The 21007-nt window shown below is 71.0% G+C and carries 25 protein-coding genes; 11 read left to right on the forward strand and 14 right to left on the reverse strand.

Annotated elements, in window-relative coordinates; genetic code table 11:
* Positions 1-67: 67 nt before the first annotated feature.
* From HQK15_RS05600 to HQK15_RS05620, 5 genes are read left to right on the forward strand one after another with little or no spacing between them, the layout of a single operon-like run.
* Entirely contained in the window at positions 68-625 is a 558-nt protein-coding gene (locus HQK15_RS05600; RefSeq protein WP_173490400.1) for a hypothetical protein, read from the forward strand.
* A 48-nt stretch (positions 626-673) separates the two neighbouring features.
* Positions 674-829 carry a Sp36 family protein gene (gene sp36 / locus HQK15_RS05605; RefSeq protein WP_118397113.1) on the forward strand — a complete coding sequence of 52 codons (156 nt, stop codon included), beginning with the start codon at positions 674-676 and terminating at the stop codon, positions 827-829.
* Position 830: 1 nt separating this feature from the next.
* Complete coding sequence (locus tag HQK15_RS05610; RefSeq protein WP_173490401.1) at positions 831-1289, forward strand: RidA family protein; 459 nt, start codon at positions 831-833, stop codon at positions 1287-1289.
* Positions 1286-2110: an NUDIX hydrolase gene (locus HQK15_RS05615; protein ID WP_173490402.1), complete on the forward strand. Its 825-nt coding sequence runs from the start codon at positions 1286-1288 to the stop codon at positions 2108-2110. The genes HQK15_RS05610 and HQK15_RS05615 overlap by 4 nt, the downstream gene beginning before the upstream one ends.
* Positions 2107-2877: an MBL fold metallo-hydrolase gene (locus HQK15_RS05620; RefSeq protein ID WP_173490403.1), complete on the forward strand. Its 771-nt coding sequence runs from the start codon at positions 2107-2109 to the stop codon at positions 2875-2877. Before HQK15_RS05615 ends, HQK15_RS05620 begins: the two co-directional genes overlap by 4 nt.
* A gap of 8 nt (positions 2878-2885) precedes the next feature.
* Here HQK15_RS05620 and HQK15_RS05625 read toward each other — a convergent pair whose 3' ends face one another.
* Positions 2886-3563: a Crp/Fnr family transcriptional regulator gene (locus HQK15_RS05625; protein ID WP_173490404.1), complete on the reverse strand. Its 678-nt coding sequence runs from the start codon at positions 3561-3563 to the stop codon at positions 2886-2888.
* Between the two features lie 113 nt (positions 3564-3676).
* Between HQK15_RS05625 and nth the strand changes: the two genes are divergently transcribed.
* The 5 genes from nth to HQK15_RS05650 are packed head-to-tail and all read left to right on the forward strand — an operon-like array spanning position 3677 to position 7635.
* Positions 3677-4396 (forward strand): endonuclease III, encoded by a 720-nt coding sequence (gene nth / locus HQK15_RS05630; protein ID WP_367649068.1) that lies wholly within the window; start codon positions 3677-3679, stop codon positions 4394-4396.
* Positions 4393-5001, forward strand: a complete 609-nt coding sequence (locus tag HQK15_RS05635; protein WP_173490406.1) for a TlpA family protein disulfide reductase — start codon at positions 4393-4395, stop codon at positions 4999-5001. The genes nth and HQK15_RS05635 overlap by 4 nt, the downstream gene beginning before the upstream one ends.
* Positions 4998-5648: an NUDIX hydrolase gene (locus tag HQK15_RS05640; protein WP_173490407.1), complete on the forward strand. Its 651-nt coding sequence runs from the start codon at positions 4998-5000 to the stop codon at positions 5646-5648. Before HQK15_RS05635 ends, HQK15_RS05640 begins: the two co-directional genes overlap by 4 nt.
* Positions 5645-6817, forward strand: a complete 1173-nt coding sequence (locus tag HQK15_RS05645) for a MarP family serine protease (protein WP_173490408.1) — start codon at positions 5645-5647, stop codon at positions 6815-6817. The genes HQK15_RS05640 and HQK15_RS05645 overlap by 4 nt, the downstream gene beginning before the upstream one ends.
* Positions 6817-7635, forward strand: a complete 819-nt coding sequence (locus tag HQK15_RS05650; RefSeq protein ID WP_173490409.1) for a hypothetical protein — start codon at positions 6817-6819, stop codon at positions 7633-7635. The genes HQK15_RS05645 and HQK15_RS05650 overlap by 1 nt, the downstream gene beginning before the upstream one ends.
* Here HQK15_RS05650 and HQK15_RS05655 read toward each other — a convergent pair.
* The 3 genes from HQK15_RS05655 to acs form a co-directional block, all read right to left on the reverse strand.
* Positions 7632-8021 carry a phage holin family protein gene (locus HQK15_RS05655; RefSeq protein ID WP_173490410.1) on the reverse strand — a complete coding sequence of 130 codons (390 nt, stop codon included), beginning with the start codon at positions 8019-8021 and terminating at the stop codon, positions 7632-7634. The genes HQK15_RS05650 and HQK15_RS05655 overlap by 4 nt on opposite strands.
* A gap of 38 nt (positions 8022-8059) precedes the next feature.
* The gene (locus tag HQK15_RS05660; protein WP_173490411.1) at positions 8060-8251 is read right to left on the reverse strand and encodes a hypothetical protein; all 192 of its coding nucleotides are present in this window, start codon (positions 8249-8251) and stop codon (positions 8060-8062) included.
* Positions 8252-8345: 94 nt separating this feature from the next.
* Entirely contained in the window at positions 8346-10304 is a 1959-nt protein-coding gene (gene acs / locus HQK15_RS05665) for an acetate--CoA ligase (protein ID WP_173490412.1), read from the reverse strand.
* A 146-nt stretch (positions 10305-10450) separates the two neighbouring features.
* Between acs and HQK15_RS19045 the strand changes: the two genes are divergently transcribed.
* A complete protein-coding gene (locus tag HQK15_RS19045; RefSeq protein WP_173490413.1) occupies positions 10451-11272 on the forward strand; it encodes a helix-turn-helix transcriptional regulator in 822 nt (273 codons plus the stop codon).
* A 1-nt stretch (position 11273) separates the two neighbouring features.
* Here HQK15_RS19045 and HQK15_RS05675 read toward each other — a convergent pair whose 3' ends face one another.
* The 10 genes from HQK15_RS05675 to HQK15_RS05720 form a co-directional block, all read right to left on the reverse strand.
* Positions 11274-12899 (reverse strand): monocarboxylic acid transporter, encoded by a 1626-nt coding sequence (locus tag HQK15_RS05675; protein WP_173490414.1) that lies wholly within the window; start codon positions 12897-12899, stop codon positions 11274-11276.
* Complete coding sequence (locus tag HQK15_RS05680) at positions 12896-13234, reverse strand: DUF485 domain-containing protein (protein WP_367649069.1); 339 nt, start codon at positions 13232-13234, stop codon at positions 12896-12898. The genes HQK15_RS05675 and HQK15_RS05680 overlap by 4 nt, the downstream gene beginning before the upstream one ends.
* A 199-nt stretch (positions 13235-13433) precedes the next feature.
* Complete coding sequence (locus HQK15_RS05685) at positions 13434-14954, reverse strand: sodium/solute symporter (protein ID WP_173490416.1); 1521 nt, start codon at positions 14952-14954, stop codon at positions 13434-13436.
* Entirely contained in the window at positions 14951-15379 is a 429-nt protein-coding gene (locus HQK15_RS05690) for a hypothetical protein (RefSeq protein WP_217361349.1), read from the reverse strand. Before HQK15_RS05690 ends, HQK15_RS05685 begins: the two co-directional genes overlap by 4 nt.
* Positions 15376-16110, reverse strand: coding sequence for a LytR/AlgR family response regulator transcription factor (locus tag HQK15_RS05695; protein WP_173490417.1), 735 nt, complete (start codon positions 16108-16110; stop codon positions 15376-15378). Before HQK15_RS05695 ends, HQK15_RS05690 begins: the two co-directional genes overlap by 4 nt.
* A 49-nt stretch (positions 16111-16159) precedes the next feature.
* A complete protein-coding gene (locus HQK15_RS05700; protein ID WP_173490418.1) occupies positions 16160-17299 on the reverse strand; it encodes a sensor histidine kinase in 1140 nt (379 codons plus the stop codon).
* Between the two features lie 66 nt (positions 17300-17365).
* Positions 17366-18970, reverse strand: coding sequence for a M4 family metallopeptidase (locus HQK15_RS05705; RefSeq protein WP_173490419.1), 1605 nt, complete (start codon positions 18968-18970; stop codon positions 17366-17368).
* A 98-nt stretch (positions 18971-19068) separates the two neighbouring features.
* Positions 19069-19680 (reverse strand): energy-coupling factor transporter transmembrane component T family protein, encoded by a 612-nt coding sequence (locus tag HQK15_RS05710; RefSeq protein ID WP_173490420.1) that lies wholly within the window; start codon positions 19678-19680, stop codon positions 19069-19071.
* Positions 19677-20375, reverse strand: a complete 699-nt coding sequence (locus tag HQK15_RS05715) for an energy-coupling factor ABC transporter ATP-binding protein (protein ID WP_367649070.1) — start codon at positions 20373-20375, stop codon at positions 19677-19679. Before HQK15_RS05715 ends, HQK15_RS05710 begins: the two co-directional genes overlap by 4 nt.
* A gap of 2 nt (positions 20376-20377) precedes the next feature.
* Complete coding sequence (locus tag HQK15_RS05720; protein ID WP_173490421.1) at positions 20378-20971, reverse strand: biotin transporter BioY; 594 nt, start codon at positions 20969-20971, stop codon at positions 20378-20380.
* Positions 20972-21007: the final 36 nt, after the last annotated feature.

The raw sequence follows: 21007 nt of genomic DNA on the forward strand, positions 1-21007 counted from the left end.
TTCCCTACTTATGCGCACCCGCTGCCGTCCCTACGCTGGAGCTCCCCTGTGCCCCTGAGGAGCTCCCATGCGCCGTCGTGCTGCCGTCGTCTCGATCGTCCTGATGTCCCTGCTCGGCGCCTGCGGAGGCAGCGACGACCCGGCCCCGTCCGACGACGCTGCCGGCAGCGCCTCCTCCACGGACTCCGGCGACGGTGAGGTCGAGGTGCTCGACGTGTGCAAGGAGATCTCGGCCGACGAGGTGGGTCAGGTCCTGGGCGCCACGGTGACGTCCGAGCTCGGCCCGTTCGACGCGTGCGAGTACGACCAGGAAGACCCGCGCGCGACGTCGGTCGCGATCGACGCCCAGTCCCTCGCCGAGCTCGGAGGCGGCTTCGAGTCGTACCGCGCCGGGACGGGGAGCGTGCTGACCGACGGGGAGACCGTCGACGTCCCCGGCGTCGGCGACGAGGCCTTCATCACGACAGGGCGCTTCGGCGACGGCGAGAACACGCAGCTGCAGGGCGCCGTGTCGATCGGTGGGCAGCTCATCTCGGTCAACCTGACCCAGGCGTCCGGCATCGCCGGCGACGTGCTCGTGGGCCAGGCGACCGAGCTGTTGAAGCTCGTCGTCTCGAAGGTCTGACCGCATCGCCGAGCGCGTCCCGGGGTCGCTCAGCGATACAGTCGGGCCATGACGAAATGGGAGTACCTCACCGCACCGGTCCTCGTGCACGCCACGAAGCAGATCCTCGACAACTTCGGGCAGGACGGGTGGGAGCTCGTGCAGATCGTGCCCGGCATGAACCCGGAGAACCTCGTCGCCTACTTCAAGCGGCCGGTGGCCTGACGTGGGCGCCGTCGACGAACGCCTCGCAGAGATCGGTCTGACGGTTCCTCCGGTGCCGGCGCCCGTGGCGGTCTACGTGCCGGCCGTGCGCACGGGATCGTACGTCTACACGTCGGGCCAGCTGCCGCTCAGCGACGGACAGCTGCTCGCGACCGGCAAGGTCGGCGGTGAGGTGAGCGCCGACGTCGCCTACGACTGCGCCCGCCAGTGCGCGCTCAACGCGATCGCGGCGGTCAAGTCGCAGGTCGACCTCGACGCGGTCGTCCGGGTCGTCAAGGCGACGGTCTTCGTCGCCAGCACGCCCGACTTCACCGGCCAGCCCGGCGTCGCCAACGGCGCGAGCGAGCTGTTCGGCGCGGCGTTCGGCGAGGCCGGTCAGCACGCCCGCAGCGCCGTGGGCGTCCCGGTGCTGCCCCTCGACGCCCCGGTGGAGGTCGAGCTGGTCGTCGAGGTCTCATGACCGAGCGGATCCCGATGCCCGACCGGCTGCGGGAGGCCGCGGCCCACCCGCCGGAGTCACCCGTCGAGCCGCGGGACGCCGCGACGATCGTCGTCGTCCGCGACGGTGACGAGGGCATCGAGGCCTACCTGATGCGCCGGCAGACCAGCATGGCGTTCGCCGCGGGGATGTACGTGTTCCCCGGCGGCGGCCTGATGGCGTCGGACATCGAGCTCGAGACGCCGTGGTTCGGACCCGGTGCCGACGAGTGGGGAGCCCGTTTCCGGTGTGCCCCCGACCTCGCCCGCGGGCTGGTCGTCGCCGCGGTGCGCGAGACGTTCGAGGAGACCGGCATCCTGCTGGCCGGTGCCGATGGCGAGAGCGTGGTCGCCGACACCAGCGGTGACCACATGCAGGCCGCCCGTGACGCCCTCGAGGAGGGCGAGCTGGCGTTCGCCGACTTCCTGGTCGACGAGGGGCTGGTGCTCCGTGCGGACCTGCTCGGTGCGTGGGCCCACTGGATCACTCCCGACTTCGAGCCGCGCCGCTACGACACCCGCTTCTTCGTGGCCGCGCTGCCCGCGGGCCAGCAGGTCGGCACCATGAGCCGCGAGGCTGACCATGCCGTGTGGGCGCCGCTGTCGCGGGTGCTGGCCTCGGTCGAAGCCGGCGAGGCCGCGATGATGCCGCCGACGATCGCCGCGTGCCGCGACGTGTCGGCCCACACCGCCGGCACCGTGCTCGACGCGGCCGCGGGCCGCGCGTTCCCCACGATCCTGCCGCAGCTGGTGCTCGTCGACGGCGAGCCCTACCTCGAGACCTACCTGGGGGAGTCCTCATGACCGTCACACCCGTCGTCGCCACCGAGCGCGCGTCGTCCGTGCTCGCCGCCAACCCGGGCATCATGACGCTCGACGGCACCAACACCTGGATCCTGCGCGAGCCCGGCGCCACCCGGTCGGTCGTCGTCGACCCGGGACCGGCCGACGACGCGCACCTGCAGGCGGTGCTCGCAGCCGCGGGCGAGGTGGGGCTGGTGCTGTTCACCCACCGCCACTTCGACCACACCGAGGCGCTGGCGCGCATCGTCGAGCTCACCGGCGCACCGACCCGGTCGGTCGACCCCGAGTTCACGCACGGCGCCGAGCCGCTGGTCGACGGCGAGACGATCGAGGTCGACGGCCTGCGGATCGACGTCCTCGCGACGCCCGGTCACACGACCGACTCGACCTGCTTCCTGGTCGGCGCCGAGGCATCGCTGCTCAGCGGCGACACGATCCTCGGTCGGGGCACGACGGTGATCGCCCACCCCGACGGCGTCCTCGGCCCCTACCTCGACTCGCTCGCGCACATCCGTGAGCTGGTCGAGGAAGGACTCGTCGCGCGGATCCTGCCCGGTCACGGCCCGGTCATCACCGAGCCGGGTGCGGTCGTCGACTTCTACCTCGAGCACCGCGCGGAGCGGCTCGACCAGGTGCGCGCGGCGGTCGAGGCCGGCGCAACGAGCGCACGCGAGGTCGTCGAGGCCGTCTATCGCGACGTCGACGAGTCGCTCTGGGGCGCCGCCGAGCTCAGCGTCGCTGCTCAGCTGGACTACCTGCGGGCGTAGCCGTACGGCTAGCGGGCGCGGCGCTGCAGACGCTCGAGGTCGAGGATCACGACGCTGCGGGGCTCGAGGCGCAGCCAGCCGCGCGAGGCGAAGTCGGCGAGCGCCTTGTTGACCGTCTCGCGGGAGGCGCCGACCAGCTGGGCCAGCTCTTCCTGCGTCAGGTCGTGGTTGACGTGGATGCCGTCGTCGGCGCGACGACCGAAGCGCGAGGCCAGGTCGAGCAGCGCCTTGGCGACACGACCGGGGACGTCGCTGAACACGAGGTCACCGACGACCTCGTTGGTGCGACGCAGCCGGCCGGCGAGCTGGTTGAGCAGCGCGTGGGCGACGTCGGGGTGGGCGTTGAGCACGGGGCTCAGCGCCTCGTGACCCAGTGACTTGAGCTCGACGTCGGTGACGGCGGTGGCCGTCGCGGAGCGGGGTCCGGGGTCGAAGAACGACAGCTCGCCGAACATCTGCCCGGGGCCGAGGATCGCGAGCAGGTTCTCGCGTCCGTCGGGAGAGGTGCGGCCCAGCTTGACCTTGCCCTCGGTGACGACATAGAGCTGGTTGCCGTCGTCGCCCTCGTTGAAGAGGATCTCGCCGCGGCGCAGCGAGGACGAGGACATGGACGCCTCGAGCGCGCCTGCCACCTCGTCGTCGAGGCCTGAGAACAGCGGTGCCTGCCGGAGAACGTCGTCGGTCACGGTCTTCCCTATCGGTTGTGTCGCAGAGGTCACAGTGTGTGCACCCTTGCGCAGTTTCCCACATCAGGGCGGCTCACGGCGAGATACGCGCCGAGGCACGTACGCTTGAGCCTGTGCCGACCACCGTGACCCGACCGGAGACGGCACTCGTCCGACGGGCCCGCAAGGTCCACCGCGTGCTCGCCGAGACCTATCCCGAGGCCGGGTCCGAGCTCGACTTCCGCTCGCCGTTCGAGCTGCTCGTCGCCACCGTGCTGTCGGCGCAGACGACCGATCGCCGGGTCAACGCGATCACGCCGGCGCTGTTCGCGGCCTTCCCCGACCCGTACGCGATGGCAGCTGCCTCACGGGTCGAGCTGGAGGAGATCATCCGCCCGACCGGCTTCTTCCGGGCCAAGACCGACAGCCTGCTGGGGCTCTCGGCAGCCCTCGTGGAGCGGTACGACGGCGAGGTTCCTGGCCGGCTCGCCGACCTCGTGACGCTGCCCGGCGTGGGCCGCAAGACGGCGAACGTCGTGCTGGGCAATGCGTTCGACGTGCCCGGGCTGACCGTCGACACGCACTTCGCGCGCCTGGTGCGACGGCTCGAGTGGGTGCCCGACGACATCGCCAAGGACGCGGTCAAGACCGAGCACGCGATCGCCGCGATCTTCCCGCGCAAGGACTGGACGATGCTCAGCCACCGACTCATCTGGCACGGCCGCCGACGCTGCCACGCCAAGAAGCCGGCGTGCGGCGCGTGCCCCGTGGCCCACTGGTGCCCGTCCTACGGCATCGGCCCCACCGACCCGGTCGAGGCGGCCCGGCTCGTGACGACGCAGGGGCCCGCATGAGTCGGCGCCTGGTGATCGCGCTGACCGCGGTCCTCGCGGTCACGGCGTGCTCGTCGTCCGAGCCCGCGAGCACCAAGCCGACCTTCGGTGGCGGCCCCCGCCCGACCGTTGCCGCCGGCGACCTGGCCGCGGCCAAGCAGGCCGCGGGCATCGAGGACTGCCCGGCCGCAGGCGACGCGGCGTCCGGCCTGCCGGACATCACGCTCGACTGCCTCGGCGGCGGCCGTCCCGTGAACCTCTCCGAGCTGGGCGGCACCCCGACCGTCATCAACCTCTGGGCCAGCTGGTGCGCCCCGTGCCGCACCGAGATGCCGCTGCTGGCCCGAGCCGACGAGGCGTACGGCGGACGGGTGAGATTCATCGGCATCGACTTCAAGGACTCCGCCCCCGACGACGCGATCGAGCTGGCCCGGTCGACCGGCGTCACCTATCCGCAGCTGAGCGATCCTGACCAGGAGGTCGCCGCCGCACTGGGCGTCGTCGCCCTGCCGCAGACGGTGTTCGTGGACGCGCAGGGAAGAATGGTCGCCACGGAGCGCAAGGAGTTCCGTTCGTACGCCGACCTCACGGCCGCGATCGACCAGAACCTGGGAGTGACGCCATGACGGCCGACCGCCTGCCGGAGTGGCTCCGGCCGCTCGACGAGCTGGCGTCGTCGGTCGAGGCGTCGCAGCTCTCGCCCCAGTTCCCGACCGTGCCCGACGACGCGCGCCCGGCGGCCGTCCTCATGCTGTTCTCCGACGGGTCCGACGGTCCCGAGCTCCTGCTGACCGAGCGTGCGAGCACGATGCGGTCGCACCCCGGCCAGATCGCGTTCCCCGGCGGCAAGGCCGACCCGGGCGACGCCGACGCCGCCGCGACGGCCCTGCGCGAGGCCGAGGAGGAGGTCGGCGTCGAACCCGCGACGGTCGACGTGTTCGGCACGCTCCCGACGCTCTGGCTGCCGCCCAGCAACTTCGCCGTGACCCCCGTGCTCGGCTACTGGCGCGAGCCGCGGCCGCTGGGCCCGGTGAGCGACCAGGAGGTCGTCACCGTCATCCACCAGCCCATCCGCAGCCTCGTCGACCCGGCCAACCGCTTCAGCGTGCGCCACACCTCGGGCTGGATGGGGCCGGCCTTCGAGGTCGGCACGCGCATGCCGCTGTGGGGCTTCACGGCCGGAGTCATCTCACGCCTGTTCGAGACGCTCGGCTGGGAGCAGCCGTGGGACGACAGCGTGACCCGCCCCCTGCCCGAGCTGCCGTCACGATGAACTCCCTCGACCTGATCATCGTCCTGGTCCTCGTCGCCTATGCGATCTCGGGCTACTTCCAGGGCTTCGTCGTCAACCTGATCGCGACGGTCGGCCTGCTCATCGGCGGCCTGCTTGCGGTCGCGGTGGTGCCGAGGTTCCTGTCGGGCGGCACCCCGACGCTGACGAGCTCGCTGCTGGCCCTGGGCCTGGTGATCGGCGCCGGTGCGATCGGCCAGGCCGTCGGCACCTACGTCGGCACCGACCTGCGCAACGGCATGACCTGGCGGCCCCTGCGGTGGGTCGACGCGGTCGCCGGCAGCGCGCTCAGCGTGGTCGCCGTCCTTGCGGCCGCGTGGGCTCTCGGCTACTCGGTGAGCGGCACGTCGATCCCCTACCTCTCGACGGCGTCGCGGGACTCCTCGATCCTGGAGCAGGTCGACGACGTCATGCCGGCGCGGGCGACGTCCGTGCTGCGGTCGTTCAACGAGGTGCTCGACTCCAACCTCTTCCCGCGCTACATCGACCCGTTCGAGAGCGAGGACATCACCGAGGTCGGCCCGCCCGACGCCGAGAGCCTGGCCAGCCCCGGCGTGAGGACGGCGCGTGACAGCGTCGTCAAGATCCTCGGCCAGGCCAAGTGCGACCGCGGCATCGAGGGCTCCGGCTTCGCCTATGCCGACGGCCGCGTCATGACCAACGCCCACGTGGTGGCCGGCGTCGACTCCCCGTCGATCGTGATCGGAGACCGCCAGGTGCCGGCGCGCGTCGTGCTGTTCGACCGCCAGCTCGACGTCGCCGTCCTGGCCGTCGACGGGCTCGGGCTGGAGCCGCTCGAGTTCGACACCGGCGGGGAGGACGGGCAGCCCGCCGCGATCCTCGGCTTCCCCGAGAACGGCCCCTTCGACGCCCGGGCAGCACGCATTCGCAGTGAGATGCGGCTGCGGAGCCCCGACATCTACGATCGTGGCCAGGTCGTGCGCCAGACGTTCTCGGTGCGCGGACTCGTCCGCTCGGGCAACTCGGGTGGACCGCTCGTGTCGGAGAAGGGTGACGTGCTCGGCGTGATCTTCGCGGCCTCGATCTCCGACAAGTCGACGGGCTACGCCCTGACGGCCGACCAGGTCGCCGACGACGCTCGCAAGGGTGCGGCGGCATCCGACCCGGTCTCGACCGGGGAGTGTGCCTGATGCGGTCGTTCACGTCGGTCGTGGCGTGGCTCGCCGCCGTGGTCGCGGGGGTGCTGACCGTCCCGCTGCTGTGGATCTCGTCGCACGTCGTCGACGAGGACGGCTACGTCGCGTTCAGCAGCGAGCTGGCGACCGACACCGAGCTGCAGGGGGCGTTCGCGGCCTACCTCGCCGACGACTTTGTCCAGCGGGGCGCGCTGCCGAAGCGCCTGCAGAAGGCCGCGACCTCGGCGTTGTCGCTGGTCGGACGGCAGACCAGCAACCAGCCGGGCTTCGTCGAGGCGTGGGAGCAGACCCAGCGCAGCTTCCACCAGTCGGCGTTCAGCGACGACTCCGGCCCGTTGATGGTCGAGGCGGGCCCCCTGGCCGACTTCGTGGTGCAGCGGCTCGGTGACGCGCTGCCGGTGTCGCTCCAGGTGCCGGGCGACCTCACCGTCGAGATCGGCACGGCCGACGACCGGCGAGCCGTCGACCGGCTCTCGATGGCGCGGACCTTCGGCCTGCTGGGCCTGCTCGTCGTCATCGTGGCCGGCGTGACGTCCCTGCTGTCCGCCCGCAGCCGCCCGCTCGCGATCGCCGGCCTCGGAGTGGGTGCGCTCGTGGTGGCGGGCGTCGTGCGGGTCGCCACGTCGGTCGTGACCCCACGGATCATCGACGAGACGCGCGGCACGACCGAGTTCGCGCAGTCGTTCCAGAAGCTGCTGGTCGACCGGGCGTCCGACTCGCTGTCGGGATGGCTGGTGTGGGTCGCCGTGGCTGGCGCAGCAGCGGTCGCCGTCGGGCTCGTCGGCCGTCTGGTCGCGGGCCGCTCTCGCTAACTGGTGCGGCCCTTGAGCGCCGCCGGGATCTCCTTGGCGGTCGCGATGGTCTTCTGAGGCACCCGGATCTTCCTGAGGGCCTTGATGCCCACGAGGATCAGCACGACCGCGAGGAGCAGATAGGCGCCGGCGACGATCAGGAACGCCCAGGCGGGGTCGAGCCCGGTCATCGTCAGGAAGTAGGCGAAGGCGATCGACAGCAGGATCACGATGAGCAGGCCGAGGAATCCGGCGACGGCGATCATGGCCGCGCCGATGCCTCCGGCCTTGGCGCTGAACCTGAGCTCGCTCTTCGCGAGCTGGATCTCGGCCTGGACGAGGGCGGAGATGTCGCGGCTGGCGTCGGCGACGAGCCGGCCGATCGTCGGGTCTTCCGGGGTGCTCATACCCGCGAGCCTACAAGCGACTCAGGGTGACGCGCAGGTCAGTGCGACCCGAGGACCGTGAGGATGCCGGCGTCCGACGCGTGCCAGAGCAGGTTGCCGCCGATGACGACGGCCAGCACCGCGCTGCCGAACCGCAGGTCGCTGTGCACGCGACGGTCCGATGCGTCCGTGGCACTCGACTCGGTGTCGCTGTGCTCGGCTGCGCTCGGCGGGGGCGTGATCGTCTGCATGGCGCCATGGTGCCCAGATCAACCTGATCAAAACCTGAACGAGACCCGTCTTCTGCCTGTCCAGGTGACCAAGGCCACGCTCGGGCAGCCGGAGTCAGTCGTCGTCCTTGGCGGTCTGCATGCCGCTGGTGATGAGGTCCATGACGCCCGAGTCGGCCAGGGTCGTGGTGTTGCCGACCTCGCGGTTCTCGGCCACGTCGCGCAGCAGTCGTCGCATGATCTTGCCCGATCGGGTCTTGGGCAGCTCGGGCACGACCATGATGGTGCGCGGCTTGGCGATCGGGCCGATCTCCTTGCCGACGTGGTTGCGCAGCTCGGCGACGATGTCGTCGCCGCCGCCCTGGGCCGACTCCCTGAGGATCACGAACGCGACGACGGCCTGCCCGGTGGTGTCGTCGGTGGCACCGACGACGGCGGCCTCGGCGACCTTGGGGTGCGACACCAGCGCCGACTCGATCTCGGTCGTCGACAGGCGGTGGCCCGAGACGTTCATGACGTCGTCGACGCGGCCGAGCAGCCAGATCGCGCCGTCGGCGTCCTTGCGGGCGCCGTCGCCGGCGAAGTAGTACTGCGGCCAGCGCGACCAGTAGGTGTCCTTGTAGCGGTCGTCGTCGCCCCAGATCGTGCGGAGCATCGAGGGCCACGGCTCGGTGATGACCAGGTAGCCGCCCTCGCCGTTCTCGACGGGGTGGCCGGCATCGTCGACGACCTCGGCGGCGATGCCCGGGATCGCGGTCATGGCCGAGCCGGGCTTGCCCGACGTGACGCCCGGCAGCGGGCTGATCATGTGGGCGCCGGTCTCGGTCTGCCACCAGGTGTCGACGATCGGGGTCCGGCCTCCGCCGACGTTGTCCCGGTACCAGACGTACGCCTCGGGGTTGATCGACTCACCGACGGAGCCGAGGATGCGCAACGAGCTCAGGTCGAACGTCGCGGGGATCTCCTCGCCCCACTTCATGCACGTACGGATGGCCGTGGGCGCCGTGTAGAACAGCGAGACCTTGTGCTTCTCGATGATCTCCCACCAACGGCCCTTGTGGGGGGTGTCGGGCGTGCCCTCGTAGAGCACCTGCGTCGCGCCGTTGGCGAGCGGTCCGTAGACGATGTACGAGTGGCCGGTGACCCAGCCGACGTCGGCGGTGCACCAGTAGACGTCGTCGGGCTTGTAGTCGAAGACCGCCCAGAACGTCCACGCCGACTGCACGAGGTAGCCGCCCGTGGTGTGCAGGATGCCCTTGGGCGAGCCGGTCGTGCCCGACGTGTACATGACGTAGAGCGGGTGCTCGGCGTCGAACATCTCGGGGGTGTGGTCGGTCGAGGCCTGGTCGACGGTCTCGTGCCACCAGACGTCGCGGCCTTCGGTCCACTCGACCTCCTGGCCCGTGCGTCGCACGACGAGGACGCCGGTGACGTCGGGGCACTTCTGCAGGGCCTCGTCGACGGCCGGCTTGAGGGCCGACGCGGCGCCGCGACGGTAGCCGCCGTCGGCGGTGATGACGACCTTGGCGTCGCAGTCGAGGATGCGCGACGAGAGTGCGTCGGCGGAGAAGCCGCCGAAGACGACCGTGTGCGGGGCGCCGAGGCGGGCGCAGGCGAGCATCGCGACGACGGCCTCGGGGATCATCGGCAGGTAGATCGCGACCCGGTCGCCGGTCTGCACGCCGAGGTCGATCAGGGCGTTGGCCGCCTGCGACACGAGGTCCTTGAGCTCGGCGTACGTGATGTCGCGGGTGTCGTCGGCCGGCTCGCCGACGAAGTGCAGCGCGACCTTGTCGCCGTTGCCGGCATCGACGTGGCGGTCGACGCAGTTGTGGGCGGCGTTGAGCTTCCCACCCACGAACCACTTCGCGAACGGGGCGTTCGACCAGTCGAGCACCTCGGTGAACGGCGTGCCCCAGTCGAGGCGCTGCGCCTGCTCGCCCCAGAACGCGACCCGGTCGGCCGCTGCCGTCTCGTAGACCTCGGCCTTGACGTTCGCGCTCGCCGCAAGATCGGCCGGCGGGTCGAACGTCCGGTCCTCCTGGGACAGGTTGCTGATGTTCTGCTCGGTCATGGCCGACTCCTCAAGGTGGTGGTTCGTGGTGCTGATGCTCTGCGCGGGCAACCTGCGTGCAGCGTGCCCGTGACAAACTGGTGTGGTCTGCCCCACATCGTGTGGGTGGTGCAGACGGCTGGTCTAGCCCCGGAAGGGGGTACGCGGTGACGGACGACGGGCGTGCCGGCGATCTCGCCCTGCTGCGGTCCGCGGCGTCCCGCCTGCACCGCGAGTGCGAGGTGCCACTGGTCTTCGGCGGGCTGCGCGACGAGCACGGAGTTCCCGTGACCCTCACGCTGGGCGAGGTCACGAGTGATCTCGCGACCATCACGATCAAGCCGTCCAGGGGTCTGGGCGGCAAGACCTGGCTGAGTCGCCGCCCGGCGTTCGTCCGCGACTACGGCACGTCGCTCGACATCACGCACGAGTACGACCGCCAGATCCTCGGCGAGCGCGTCACCTTCCTCGCTGTCGTGCCGATCGTGGTGCGCGACGACGTGCGGGGCCTGCTCTATGCCGGGACCCGTGGTGCTGCGCCCCTGTCGGAGGCTGCGCTCGAGTCGCTGGTGAATGAGGCCCGCAAGGTCTCGGGCGAGATGGAGATCCGTGACGAGGTCGATCGTCGCGTGCGCCTCGCCGCGTCCGTCGCCTCGGCCGGCCCGGAGACCGCCGAGCTGCAGCGGCTGCGCGACGCCTTCGCCGAGATGCGGCTCATCGCCCGCGACACGGCCGATCTCCGGACCCGTGACCGGCTCGAGGCCCTGCTGGGCGGGGATGCTCCCGACGCCGAGGTGAGCCTGACGGCGCGCCAGCTCGATGTCGTGTCGTTGGCCGCGGCCGGGTGCCGCAACGCCGAGATCGCCGACCGTCTGGGCCTGGGGCCGGAGACCGTCAAGAGCTATCTGCGCAGCGCCATGGCCCGCCTCGGTGCACGGTCGCGGCACGAGGCCGTGGCGGCTGCCCGCCGCCACGGCCTCCTGCCCTGACCTACTTCTCGGAGCCGGCACCGGTCATCGACCGGACGTCGAGCTCGACGTACCTGGCCTCGGCATCGGCGTCGGGCGCCGTGACGGTGCCGAGCCAGCCGAAGAAGAAGCCGAGCGGGATCGAGATGATGCCCGGGTTGGCCAGCGGGAACCAGCTGAAGTCGGCGCCCGTGATCATCGCGGTCTCCGACCCCGAGACGACCGGCGAGAAGATCACCAGACCGACGCACGAGATGAGTCCGCCGTAGATGCTCCACACCGCCCCGCGGGTGTTGAACTTCTTCCAGAACAGGTTGAACAGCAGCGCCGGCAGGTTGGCCGAGGCCGCCACTGCGAAGGCCAGCGCCACCAGGAAGGCGATGTTGAGCTTCTGCGCCGGGATGGACAGGGCGATCGCGATGCCGCCGATGATGAAGGCGGCGATCTTGGCGACCTTGACCTCCTGCTTCTCGGTGACCTTGCCGCGCTTCCACACGTTGGCGTAGAGGTCGTGAGCGACCGACGACGCCGACGTCAGGGTCAGACCTGCGACCACGGCGAGGATCGTCGCGAACGCGACCGCCGAGATCAGCGCGAGCAGCACCGCTCCACCGGTCGACCCGGATCCGCCGCCCACGGCCTCGGCCAGCAGCGGCGAGGCCAGGTTGCCGCCGGAGTCGACGATGTCCTGCTTCTTGTCGCCGGTGACGAGGGCCGCGGCACCGAAGCCGAGGACGAGCGTCATCAGGTAGAAGGCGCCGATCAGGCCGATCGCCCACAGCACCGACTTGCGGGCCTGGCGTGCGGTCGGGACGGTGTAGAAGCGGATCAGGATGTGCGGCAGGCCGGCCGTGCCGAGCACGAGGGCGAGACCGAGCGAGATGAAGTCGATCTTGGCCTCGGTCGAGACGCCGTACTTGAGGCCCGGCTCGAGGAACGCCTTGCCGGCGCCGCTCTTGTCGGCCGCGGTGCCGAGCATGTCGCTGATGTTGAACTGGAACTTCGCCAGCACCAGCACCGTGATGAGGATGGTGCCGCCCATCAGCAGGATCGCCTTGACGATCTGCACCCAGGTGGTGCCCTTCATGCCGCCGACGACGACGTAGAAGATCATCAGCACGCCGACGCCCATGATCGTGAGGTTCTTGGCGGTCTGGCTGTCGACGCCGAGCAGCAGGGCGACCAGCGCTCCGGCACCGACCATCTGGGCCAGCAGGTAGAAGATCGACACGACGACGGTGGATGTGGCCGCTGCGGTCCGGACCGGACGCTGTCGCATCCGGAACGCGAGCTGGTCGGCCATCGTGAACCGGCCGGAGTTGCGCAGCAGCTCGGCGACCAGCAGCAGGGCGACGAGCCAGGCGACGAGGAAGCCGATCGAGTAGAGGAACCCGTCGTAGCCCGACAGCGCGATCGCGCCGGAGATGCCGAGGAAGGAGGCGGCCGACATGTAGTCGCCGGCGACGGCGAAGCCGTTCTGGACGCCGGTGAAGCTGCGCCCGCCTGCGTAGTAGTCGGCGGCGGTCTTGTTGTTGCGGCTGGCCCAGAACGTGATGCCGACCGTGAGGGCGACGATCAGCAGGAACAGGGTGCCGGTGAGGGCCTGGTTGCCGCCGTCGCTCGCGGCGAGGAGGTTGTCGGTCTTCATCGCTCGATCTCCGCTTCGTACTCGTCACGCAGCTTGTCGGCCAGGGGATCCATCCGCGACGCGGCGAAGCGGGCGTACCAGATCGCGATGCCGAAGGTCGTGACGAACTGGAGCAGCCCGAAGACGAGTGCGACGTTGATGTTGCCGAAGACCTGCTTGCCCATGAAGCCGCCGGCGTAGATCGACATCAGGACGTAGAGGACGTACCACGCCATGAAGGCGATGGTCAGGGGGACGACGAAGCCGAAGTAGGACTTCTTCAGCTGGGCGAAGTCGTCCGAGGCGTTGATGCGTTCGTAGGCCTCTTGGGCCTCGACAGAGATCTTCTCGCTCACGGTTTCACCACTTTCTTCGAGTGAGGTGTCGGGACAGGACGGCACGGGGCGCCGCATGCCTGAACCTAGGGACGCGAGCAGGTGTGAGCCAGATCACCAAGGTCCCGCTGCGACGAGCCCCCGCCCCTCGTGCGGTGTGCGGTCGACGAAGTGCGACGAACGGTCGGTGTGGCGCGACGAGCGGTCGGGCGTCGCGGCGTCAGGACCGCCGGTCGACGTCGACGTGCTCGGGGGTGTGGAGGCGGACCATGGTCCGCGCGACGTTGCCCGGCACGCTCGATCGGGTGAGCAGCGAGCCGCCGACCATCAGGCCGAAGCCGATCGGCACCGACCACGCGGCCGGCTGGCTCATCAGGACGCCGAGCCAGCCGCCAGGGCCCCAGGCAATGGTCAGGACGGGCGCGACGCCGGCACAGAGACCGCCGCCGACCAGGCCGGCGATCGCGCCTGTCGCGGTGAGACCCCGCCACCAGATGCCCAGCACCAGCAGCGGGCAGAAGGTCGAGGCGGCCAGCGCGAAGGCGAACGTCACCGAGTTGGCCACCGCGATGCGCTCGGCCGACAGCGCCAGGGCCAGCGGCACGAGCACCCCTCCCGCTGCCGCGAGCCGGAGCGCCGTGATGGTCGTGAGCCCGACCTTGCGGGTGATCGGCAGCGTCGCGGCGTGCTTGGCGAGGCCCTGCCCGACGACGCCGGCGATCGACATCGTGATGCCCGACGAGGTCGACAGGAAGGCGGCGAACGCCCCGGCCGTCAGCAGCGCTGCGAGGACCTCGCCGGTGGTGCCGCCGATCATCCGCGAGGGCAGCTCGAGCACGACGGTGTCGGTGCGGCCGGACGCCACGAGGTCGCCGGCGTAGATGCGGCCGAGGACGCCGTAGAGCGTCGGCAGCAGGTAGAACGAGCCGAGCAGCGCGAGCACGATCAGCGTCGTCCGGCGGGCGGCGTGGCCGTCGGGGTTGGTGTAGAACCGCACGACGACGTGCGGCAGCCCCATCGTGCCGAGGAACGTCGCGACCATGACCGAGTAGGTCAGGTAGAGGCCGGGCCCGTCCGCCTCGCCGAACGGCTGGAACCAGTCGCTCGGCGCCACGGGCGAGGGCCGACCGTCGTCCGACCATGCGTGCAGCAGGAAGAACAGCGGGATGAGCAGGGCGGTCAGCTTGAGCCAGTACTGGAACGCCTGCACGAAGGTGATGCTGCGCATGCCGCCCGAGACGACGTTGATGACCACGATGACCGCGACGAGGACCGTGCCGACCCACGTCGGCGCGCCGGTCACCGTCCGCAGCGTCAGTCCGGCGCCCTGGAACTGGGGCATGAGGTAGAGCCAGCCGACGGCGACGACGAGCAGGGTCGCGACCCGACGGACGGCGTCGGACTGCAGCCGCACCTGCGCGAAGTCGGGCAGCGTGTAGGCCCCGGACCGGCGCAGCGGCGCGGCGACGAACACCAGCAGCATGAGGTAGCCCGTGGTCCATCCGATCGGGTACCAGAGCATGTCGGCGCCGGAGGCCAGCACGAGGCCCGCGACGCCGAGGAACGACGCGGCCGACAGGTACTCCCCGCCGATCGCCGCGCTGTTCCAGACCGGGCTGATCGAGCGGGACGCGACGTAGAAGTCGCTCGTCGTCCGGCTGAAGCGCAGCCCGAACGCGCCGATGCCCAGGGTCGCGACCGCCACCAGGGCCACGGCGATGACGCCGTACGTGGTGTTCATGCCTCGGGGCGCTCCTCAGGGCGCTCCGGCTCGACGAGCTCGGCGAAGTCACGCTCGGCCCGCTCGGCCTGGCGCAGGTAGAGCCACCCGAGCGCGAACAGGCAGGGATAGACGACGAGGCCGAGGATGACCCACGGCAGAGGGGCGCCGAGGACGCGGAACTCGGTGACCGAGTCAAACGCGAGGAACACCAGGGGCAGGGCGCCGATCGACAGCACCAGCGTCGTCGCGACGGTGAGGGCGGCGCGCAGCTGCAGCCGGATCAGGGAGCGCATGTAGACCTCGCCCACCCCGGTCGACTCGTCGATCTCCTGCCGGACGCTGCGCCGGACGTGGGACGGCGCCGCGGCGAGCGGGTTGGTGACGCGCACCCGGCCGGTGTACGTCGTCGGGGGCGGGCCCGGGTCGGCGGGCTCGTCGGTCACAGGGCGCGCTCGTGCAGGTGCTCGCGGAGCGAGCGGGTGTGGCGCCGGGCGACCGTGAGCTCGACGACCCCGGAGCCCGACGGCACGATGACGCTGCACTGCCCGGCGGCGGCGCGCACCTCCTGGACGTGCGCGAGGTTGACCAGGTGGCTGCGGTGGATGCGGACGAAACCGGCGGCGGCCCACTCGTCGGCGAGCGTGCTGATGGGGGTGCGGATCAGGTGGCTGGGGCCGTCGGTCGTGTGGAGCCGGACGTAGTCGCCCTGCGCCTCGGCGTAGGACACCGTCGCCCGCGACACGAACCGGGTGACCCCGCCGAGCTCGACCACGATCGAGTCGTCGCCGGACGGCGCGACGGCGTCGCGGTCTGCCGTGGCGCGGCGGACGCTCTCGCGCAGCCGGTCCTCGCGGATCGGCTTGAGCAGGTAGTCGACCGCATTCATCTCGAACGCCTCGACCGCGTGCTGGTCGTGGGCCGTCACGAACACGATCTGCGGAGGGTTGCGGAACCGGCCGAGCAGCCGGGCGATCTCGAGCCCGCTCAGCCCCGGCATCGCCACGTCGAGGAAGACCAGGTCGACGTCGACCTCGTCGAGCAGCCGCAGAGCCTCCGCCCCCGAGCGTGCCGCGCGGACCTGACCGATGCGTTCGTCCCGCTCCAGGAGCCACACCAGCTCGTCGAGGACGGGTTGCTCGTCGTCGACGACCAGGGCGTTCAGGGGGCCGGTCATGCCCTGATCCTGCCCACTGGTGACCTGCGCCACAAGTGCGGGGCCTCGGTCAGCCGGCCGTGGGCGGCATCGGGTGGAACTTCGGGATGCGCAGCGTCACCTTCGTGCCGTGCCCCGGAGCGGTCTCGACGACGATCCCGTGGGCGTCTCCGTAGACGGTGCGGACCCGGGCGTCGACGTTGGCGAGGCCGACCGAGCTGCTGGTCGTCCGGCCGACGAGGGCGTCGCGGACGGTGTCGGGGTCGACGCCCACTCCGTCGTCCTCGATCGTGATGACGCACTCGGCGCCCTCGTCGAGGGCGATGACGGTGAGGGTGCCGCTGCCGTCCTTGGCCTCCAGGCCGTGCCGCACCGCGTTCTCGACGATCGGCTGCACCGAGAGGAACGGCAGGGTGACGCTGAGGACCTCCGGCGCGATGCGGGTGACGACCCGGAGGCGGTCGCCGAAGCGGGCCTTCTCCAGCACGAGGTAGCGCTCGATCGAGCGGAGCTCCTCGGCCAGGGTCGTGAACTCGCCGTGCTCGCGGAACGAGTAGCGGGTGAAGTCGGCGAACTCGAGCAGCAGCTCGCGAGCCCGCTCGGGGTCGGTGCGCACGAACGACGCGATCGCGCCGAGCGAGTTGTAGATGAAGTGCGGCGAGATCTGGGCGCGGAGGGCGCGCAGCTCGGCCTCGACCAGGGCGGATCGTGACTCCGACAGCTCGGCGAGCTCGAGCTGGCTCGACATCCAGCGGGCGACCTCCGTCGTCGCGCGGGCCAGGCCGGCGGACGCCTCGTCGCTGACGACGACGATGCTGCCGACGACCCGACCGTCGACCGACAGGGGAGCGACGATCGCCCGGGCGGACGCCTGGGTCGTGCCACGCGCCAGGGCGTCGGACATCAGGGGGATCACGTCGACGTCTGCGTGGGCGCCGTCCCACGCGAGCGGGCCGTCGAGGTCGGTGATGGCGACGGTCGACGTGCCGAGCAGGGCCCGGACGTGGGGGATCGCCTGTGCCGCGCTCTCGGCGTCGAGCCCGCGGCGCAGCGACGGCGCGGCGAGCGACGCGGTGTGCAGCGTCTTGTAGGTGGCCCGGTCGGCGGGCGACCCGAGGGTGCGGCGGCGGGTGAGCAGCCGCCAGCGCACGAAGGCTGCCGTGGCGACGAGCACCACGGCGACGGCGACCGCGGTGCTGGCGTTGTCCATCGTGCGACGCTACCGCGCCGGGGCCGGATCCCACGAGACGCCGTGGGACCCGGCCCCGGTGGTGGGTCAGCCGACGCTGACGGCGCTCCACGCCGCGGCGACGGTCGCCGACTGGGTGCTGCCGGCGCCGAAGAGGTCGTTCGCCGCGCTGATCGTCGCGGTGCGCGCCTGGGCGTACGTCGTGCCCGAGGTCATGTAGACCGTGAGCGCGCGGTACCAGATCGCGGCCGCGTCGGTGCGCCCGATCCCGGCGACCGTCGACCCGTTGCACGTCGACGACGCGTGGGCCGTTCCGCCGATCGTCTTCGCCCCGGAGCCCTCGGCCAGCAGGTAGAAGAAGTGGTTGCCGATGCCGGACGAGTAGTGAACGTCGACGTTCTTGGCGTTCGTCGACCAGCACGCGAGGGACGAGCCGTCCGAGGCCGGGTCGTCCATGCGGCGCAGCCCTGACCCGTCGGCGAGGTCGAACTCCTCGCCGATCAGGTAGTCGCCCTGGTCGCTGGGGTTGGCGGCGAAGAACTCGACCATCGTGCCGAAGATGTCGCTCGTCGCCTCGTTGAGTCCACCGGACTCGCCCGAGTAGGTCAGGCCCGCGGTGTTCTCCGTGACGCCGTGCGACATCTCGTGGCCCGCGACGTCGAGCGAGGTGAGCGGCCCGTACGTCGTGCCGTTGCCGTCCCCGTACGTCATCTTCTCGCCGTCCCAGAACGCGTTGACGTAGTTCTTGCCGTAGTGGACCCGGTTGAACGAGCCGGCGCCGGTGCCGAAGATGCCGTCGCGTCCGAAGGTGTCCTGGTAGTAGTCCCAGGTCGCGTCGGTGCCGTACTGCGCGTCGACCGCAGCGGACTCGCGGCTGCTGGTGGTGCCGTTGCCGAACGAGGTGTCGGTGCTGGAGAAGACCGCACCGGTCGCACAACCCATGTTGAGCACGCTGCAGAGTGCGCCGTCGGTCTTGTTGTTGACGTCGATCGTGTAGGTGTTGCCACGTGTGGCGTCCTTGAGCTGGTAGGCGCTGCCGGACTGCGTCAGGTCGAGCGGCACCGTGCCGCCGTAGAGCGACTGCCCTTCGCCGTCGACCGTCTGGATGCGCTGTTCCGACCGGATCGTGTCGCCGGTGCGTGCGTCGACGTAGGAGTCGATGCGGCTGGGTGTGCCGTCGCGCTGGGTTCCACGGGTGGTGACGAGCCAGGCGAGGCGCGGGGTCGCGGTCGCGTCGACGACGAGCTCCGGCGCACCGGCCTTCTTGGCGGTCGTCCCGACCTTCTCGAGCGCCGACGCCGCCGACCGCTTTGGCGTCGTGGAGAGGGAGAGCTGGCGACGCAGCGTCTGGGACGTGCCCAGCACGTCGCCGTCGGCAGCCCGGTGGACCACGAGGTCTCCACCGACGACGCGCAGCCCGTCGTACGTTCGCCGCATGCGGACGTGGGTGGCCCCGGTCGAGTCGACGAGCGCGTCGGTGACCTTCAGGGTCTCGTCGTCCCCGACCCGGGCGGCTGGTGCCCGCTTCGCCGCGGCGACGGCCGCCCGAGCGGTGGCACCGGACTCCGAGACGCTGCGCGTCGAGGTGACCCGTTCGGGTCCGGCGGGTGCGGCGGTCGCGGCCTGCATGCCGGCACCGACCATGCTCAGTGAGGCGACGGCTGCTGCTGCGGACAGAGTTCTTCTGCTCATGCATATCCCCCGATATGAGCGCGTCGCCACGAGGACGTCCCCCGAGGCATCCGCGATGGTCGGAGCCTAGGTCAGGGGAGGGGATCTGTAAACGGTGGTTACTCGTCTCCGATGCCGCGGGCGTGCAGGGCGGCCCCGGTCTCGTAGGCCTGGGCGACCGTGCGGATGGCCATCGGGACGAGCAGCGCGCGGGGGCTGCGCTCGAGGCCCCGGGCCTTGGCGGCCGAGCGGGTCTCCTGGGCGATCTCGACGATGCCGGGGATCGCCCGCAGCACCAGGGAGAAGGAGAGGGCGAACCGCTCGGGGTTGACGCCGATCCGGCGGAAGGGCCCCAGGCCCCGGGTGATGGCGTCGAGCATCGAGTCGATCGACGTCGTCGTGGTGAACACGAGCGCTGCGATGAACGAGGCCAGCAGCCCTGCGACGACGTGGATGGCGGTGGGCCAGCCCTGCTGCCAGACCTGGAAGGCCGTGACCACGACGACCACCAGCAGGAGTGGCCGCAGCGCCCGCAGGGTGTGCCGCAACGGCATGCGGACCCACGCCGCGAGCGCAACGGCCACGGCGAGGAGCGCGAGGGCGGGCCACAGCCCCGGGATCGCCACGGTCGCGACGCCGAACAGCGCCAGCAGGCCGAGCTTGGGGCCGGTCGGGAGGCGGTGGACGAACGTCGTGCCGGGCCGATAGGCGCCCACGAGCAGCTGGCTCATGCATCGACCACGCAGCGGTAGTGCTCGATGGCGTCGGCGGGGGCGCCGTCGAACACGACCCGGGCCTCGTCGATCACCAGCGCCCGGTCGCACCGGGCGGCGAGCTCGAGGTCATGGGTCACGAGCACGAGCTGCTGCGACAGGGCGAAGAGCCGGTCGGCGACGGCGCGGGTGTTGCGCAGGTCGAGCAGGGTCGTGGGCTCGTCGGCGACCAGGATGGCCGGCTCGGTCGCCAGGACGCCCGCCAGGGCGAGCATCTGCTTCTGGCCGCCGGAGAGCGCGTGCACCGTGGTATCGGCCTTGTCCTCCAGGCCGATCCCCTCGAGGATCGACCGCGCCCGGCGCAGTCGCTCCTTCTTGTCCTTGATCGTGCGCCGCAGCGACAGCGCGACGTCCTCGATGCAGGTGGGCATCACGAGCTGGGCGTCAGGGTTGGTGAAGACGAAGCCGACCGTGCGCCGGACGGCGGGCCCGTCGTCGACGGTGTCGAGGCCGTTGACCGTGACGGCCCCGCTGGTCGGCTCGACCAGGCCGTTGAGCAGGCGGGCGAACGTCGACTTGCCCGAGCCGTTGCTGCCGATCAGCGCGATCCGGTGCTCGGTCAGCTGCGCGCTTGTGGGGTGCAGAAGGACGAGGTCGCCGCTCGGGGTGGATACCGAGACGGCGACCTCGTCGAGCCGGATCGAGGGGGGCACGATCAGCGCTTGGCTACCAGCTGGGGGAAGGCGCGGTGGACGGCCGCCGCCACGACCGCCGCGATGACGCCCTTGACGATGTCGAAGACGAAGAACGGCGTCGCGTAGCCCCAGGCCGTGCCGAAGCTGACGTCGAGCTTGATCGACATGCCGACGGCGCCGATGACGCCGACGACCGCGACGGTCACGATCGCCGCGGCGACCGACAGCGCGACCGTGAGGGCCGCGGGATTGCGGCGCGCGAACGAGCTGGCGACGAGACCGACCAGGAAGGCCGCGACCGGGAAGGCGATGAGGTAGCCGGCGGATGCGCCGGTCCACACCGAGGGGCCACCGGTCTGGCCGGCGAAGATCGGCACGCCGGCGGTGCCGACGGCGAGGTAGAGCAGCACGGCGAGCGCCCCGCGCCTGGCGCCCAGGACACCGGCGGCCAGGAAGATGCCGAACATCTGCAGGGTGAACTCGACGCCGGACGCGTTGGTGCCCAGCGCGGGCAGGATCGCGCAGACCGCGATGAAGGCGGCGAAGGTCGCGACGAGCGCGAGGTCGGTCGTGCTGAGGCCTGCGGCGCGCCGGGGGGTGGCAGTGGTCGTCATGGTCGTGCTCCTGGTGAAAGGGAACCTGAACGGTGC

This window comes from Aeromicrobium stalagmiti (assembly GCF_013283745.1).
Classification (GTDB): Bacteria; Actinomycetota; Actinomycetes; order Propionibacteriales; family Nocardioidaceae; genus Aeromicrobium; species Aeromicrobium stalagmiti.

Excerpts from the sequence above, each read along its gene's own strand:
- HQK15_RS05650 (WP_173490409.1), top strand. The coding sequence starts at position 6,817 with ATGCGGTCGTTCACGTCGGTCGTGGCGTGGCTCGCCGCCGTGGTCGCG.
- acs (WP_173490412.1), bottom strand. The coding sequence starts at position 10,304 with ATGACCGAGCAGAACATCAGCAACCTGTCCCAGGAGGACCGGACGTTC.
- HQK15_RS05695 (WP_173490417.1), bottom strand. The coding sequence starts at position 16,110 with ATGACCGGCCCCCTGAACGCCCTGGTCGTCGACGACGAGCAACCCGTC.
- HQK15_RS05675 (WP_173490414.1), bottom strand. The coding sequence starts at position 12,899 with ATGAAGACCGACAACCTCCTCGCCGCGAGCGACGGCGGCAACCAGGCC.
- HQK15_RS05685 (WP_173490416.1), bottom strand. The coding sequence starts at position 14,954 with ATGAACACCACGTACGGCGTCATCGCCGTGGCCCTGGTGGCGGTCGCG.
- HQK15_RS05705 (WP_173490419.1), bottom strand. The coding sequence starts at position 18,970 with ATGAGCAGAAGAACTCTGTCCGCAGCAGCAGCCGTCGCCTCACTGAGC.
- HQK15_RS05645 (WP_173490408.1), top strand. The coding sequence starts at position 5,645 with ATGAACTCCCTCGACCTGATCATCGTCCTGGTCCTCGTCGCCTATGCG.
- HQK15_RS05655 (WP_173490410.1), bottom strand. The coding sequence starts at position 8,021 with ATGAGCACCCCGGAAGACCCGACGATCGGCCGGCTCGTCGCCGACGCC.
- sp36 (WP_118397113.1), top strand. The coding sequence starts at position 674 with ATGACGAAATGGGAGTACCTCACCGCACCGGTCCTCGTGCACGCCACG.
- HQK15_RS05660 (WP_173490411.1), bottom strand. The coding sequence starts at position 8,251 with ATGCAGACGATCACGCCCCCGCCGAGCGCAGCCGAGCACAGCGACACC.
- HQK15_RS05720 (WP_173490421.1), bottom strand. The coding sequence starts at position 20,971 with ATGACGACCACTGCCACCCCCCGGCGCGCCGCAGGCCTCAGCACGACC.
- HQK15_RS05615 (WP_173490402.1), top strand. The coding sequence starts at position 1,286 with ATGACCGAGCGGATCCCGATGCCCGACCGGCTGCGGGAGGCCGCGGCC.
- HQK15_RS05700 (WP_173490418.1), bottom strand. The coding sequence starts at position 17,299 with ATGGACAACGCCAGCACCGCGGTCGCCGTCGCCGTGGTGCTCGTCGCC.
- HQK15_RS05620 (WP_173490403.1), top strand. The coding sequence starts at position 2,107 with ATGACCGTCACACCCGTCGTCGCCACCGAGCGCGCGTCGTCCGTGCTC.
- HQK15_RS05600 (WP_173490400.1), top strand. The coding sequence starts at position 68 with ATGCGCCGTCGTGCTGCCGTCGTCTCGATCGTCCTGATGTCCCTGCTC.
- HQK15_RS05635 (WP_173490406.1), top strand. The coding sequence starts at position 4,393 with ATGAGTCGGCGCCTGGTGATCGCGCTGACCGCGGTCCTCGCGGTCACG.
- HQK15_RS05640 (WP_173490407.1), top strand. The coding sequence starts at position 4,998 with ATGACGGCCGACCGCCTGCCGGAGTGGCTCCGGCCGCTCGACGAGCTG.
- HQK15_RS05710 (WP_173490420.1), bottom strand. The coding sequence starts at position 19,680 with ATGAGCCAGCTGCTCGTGGGCGCCTATCGGCCCGGCACGACGTTCGTC.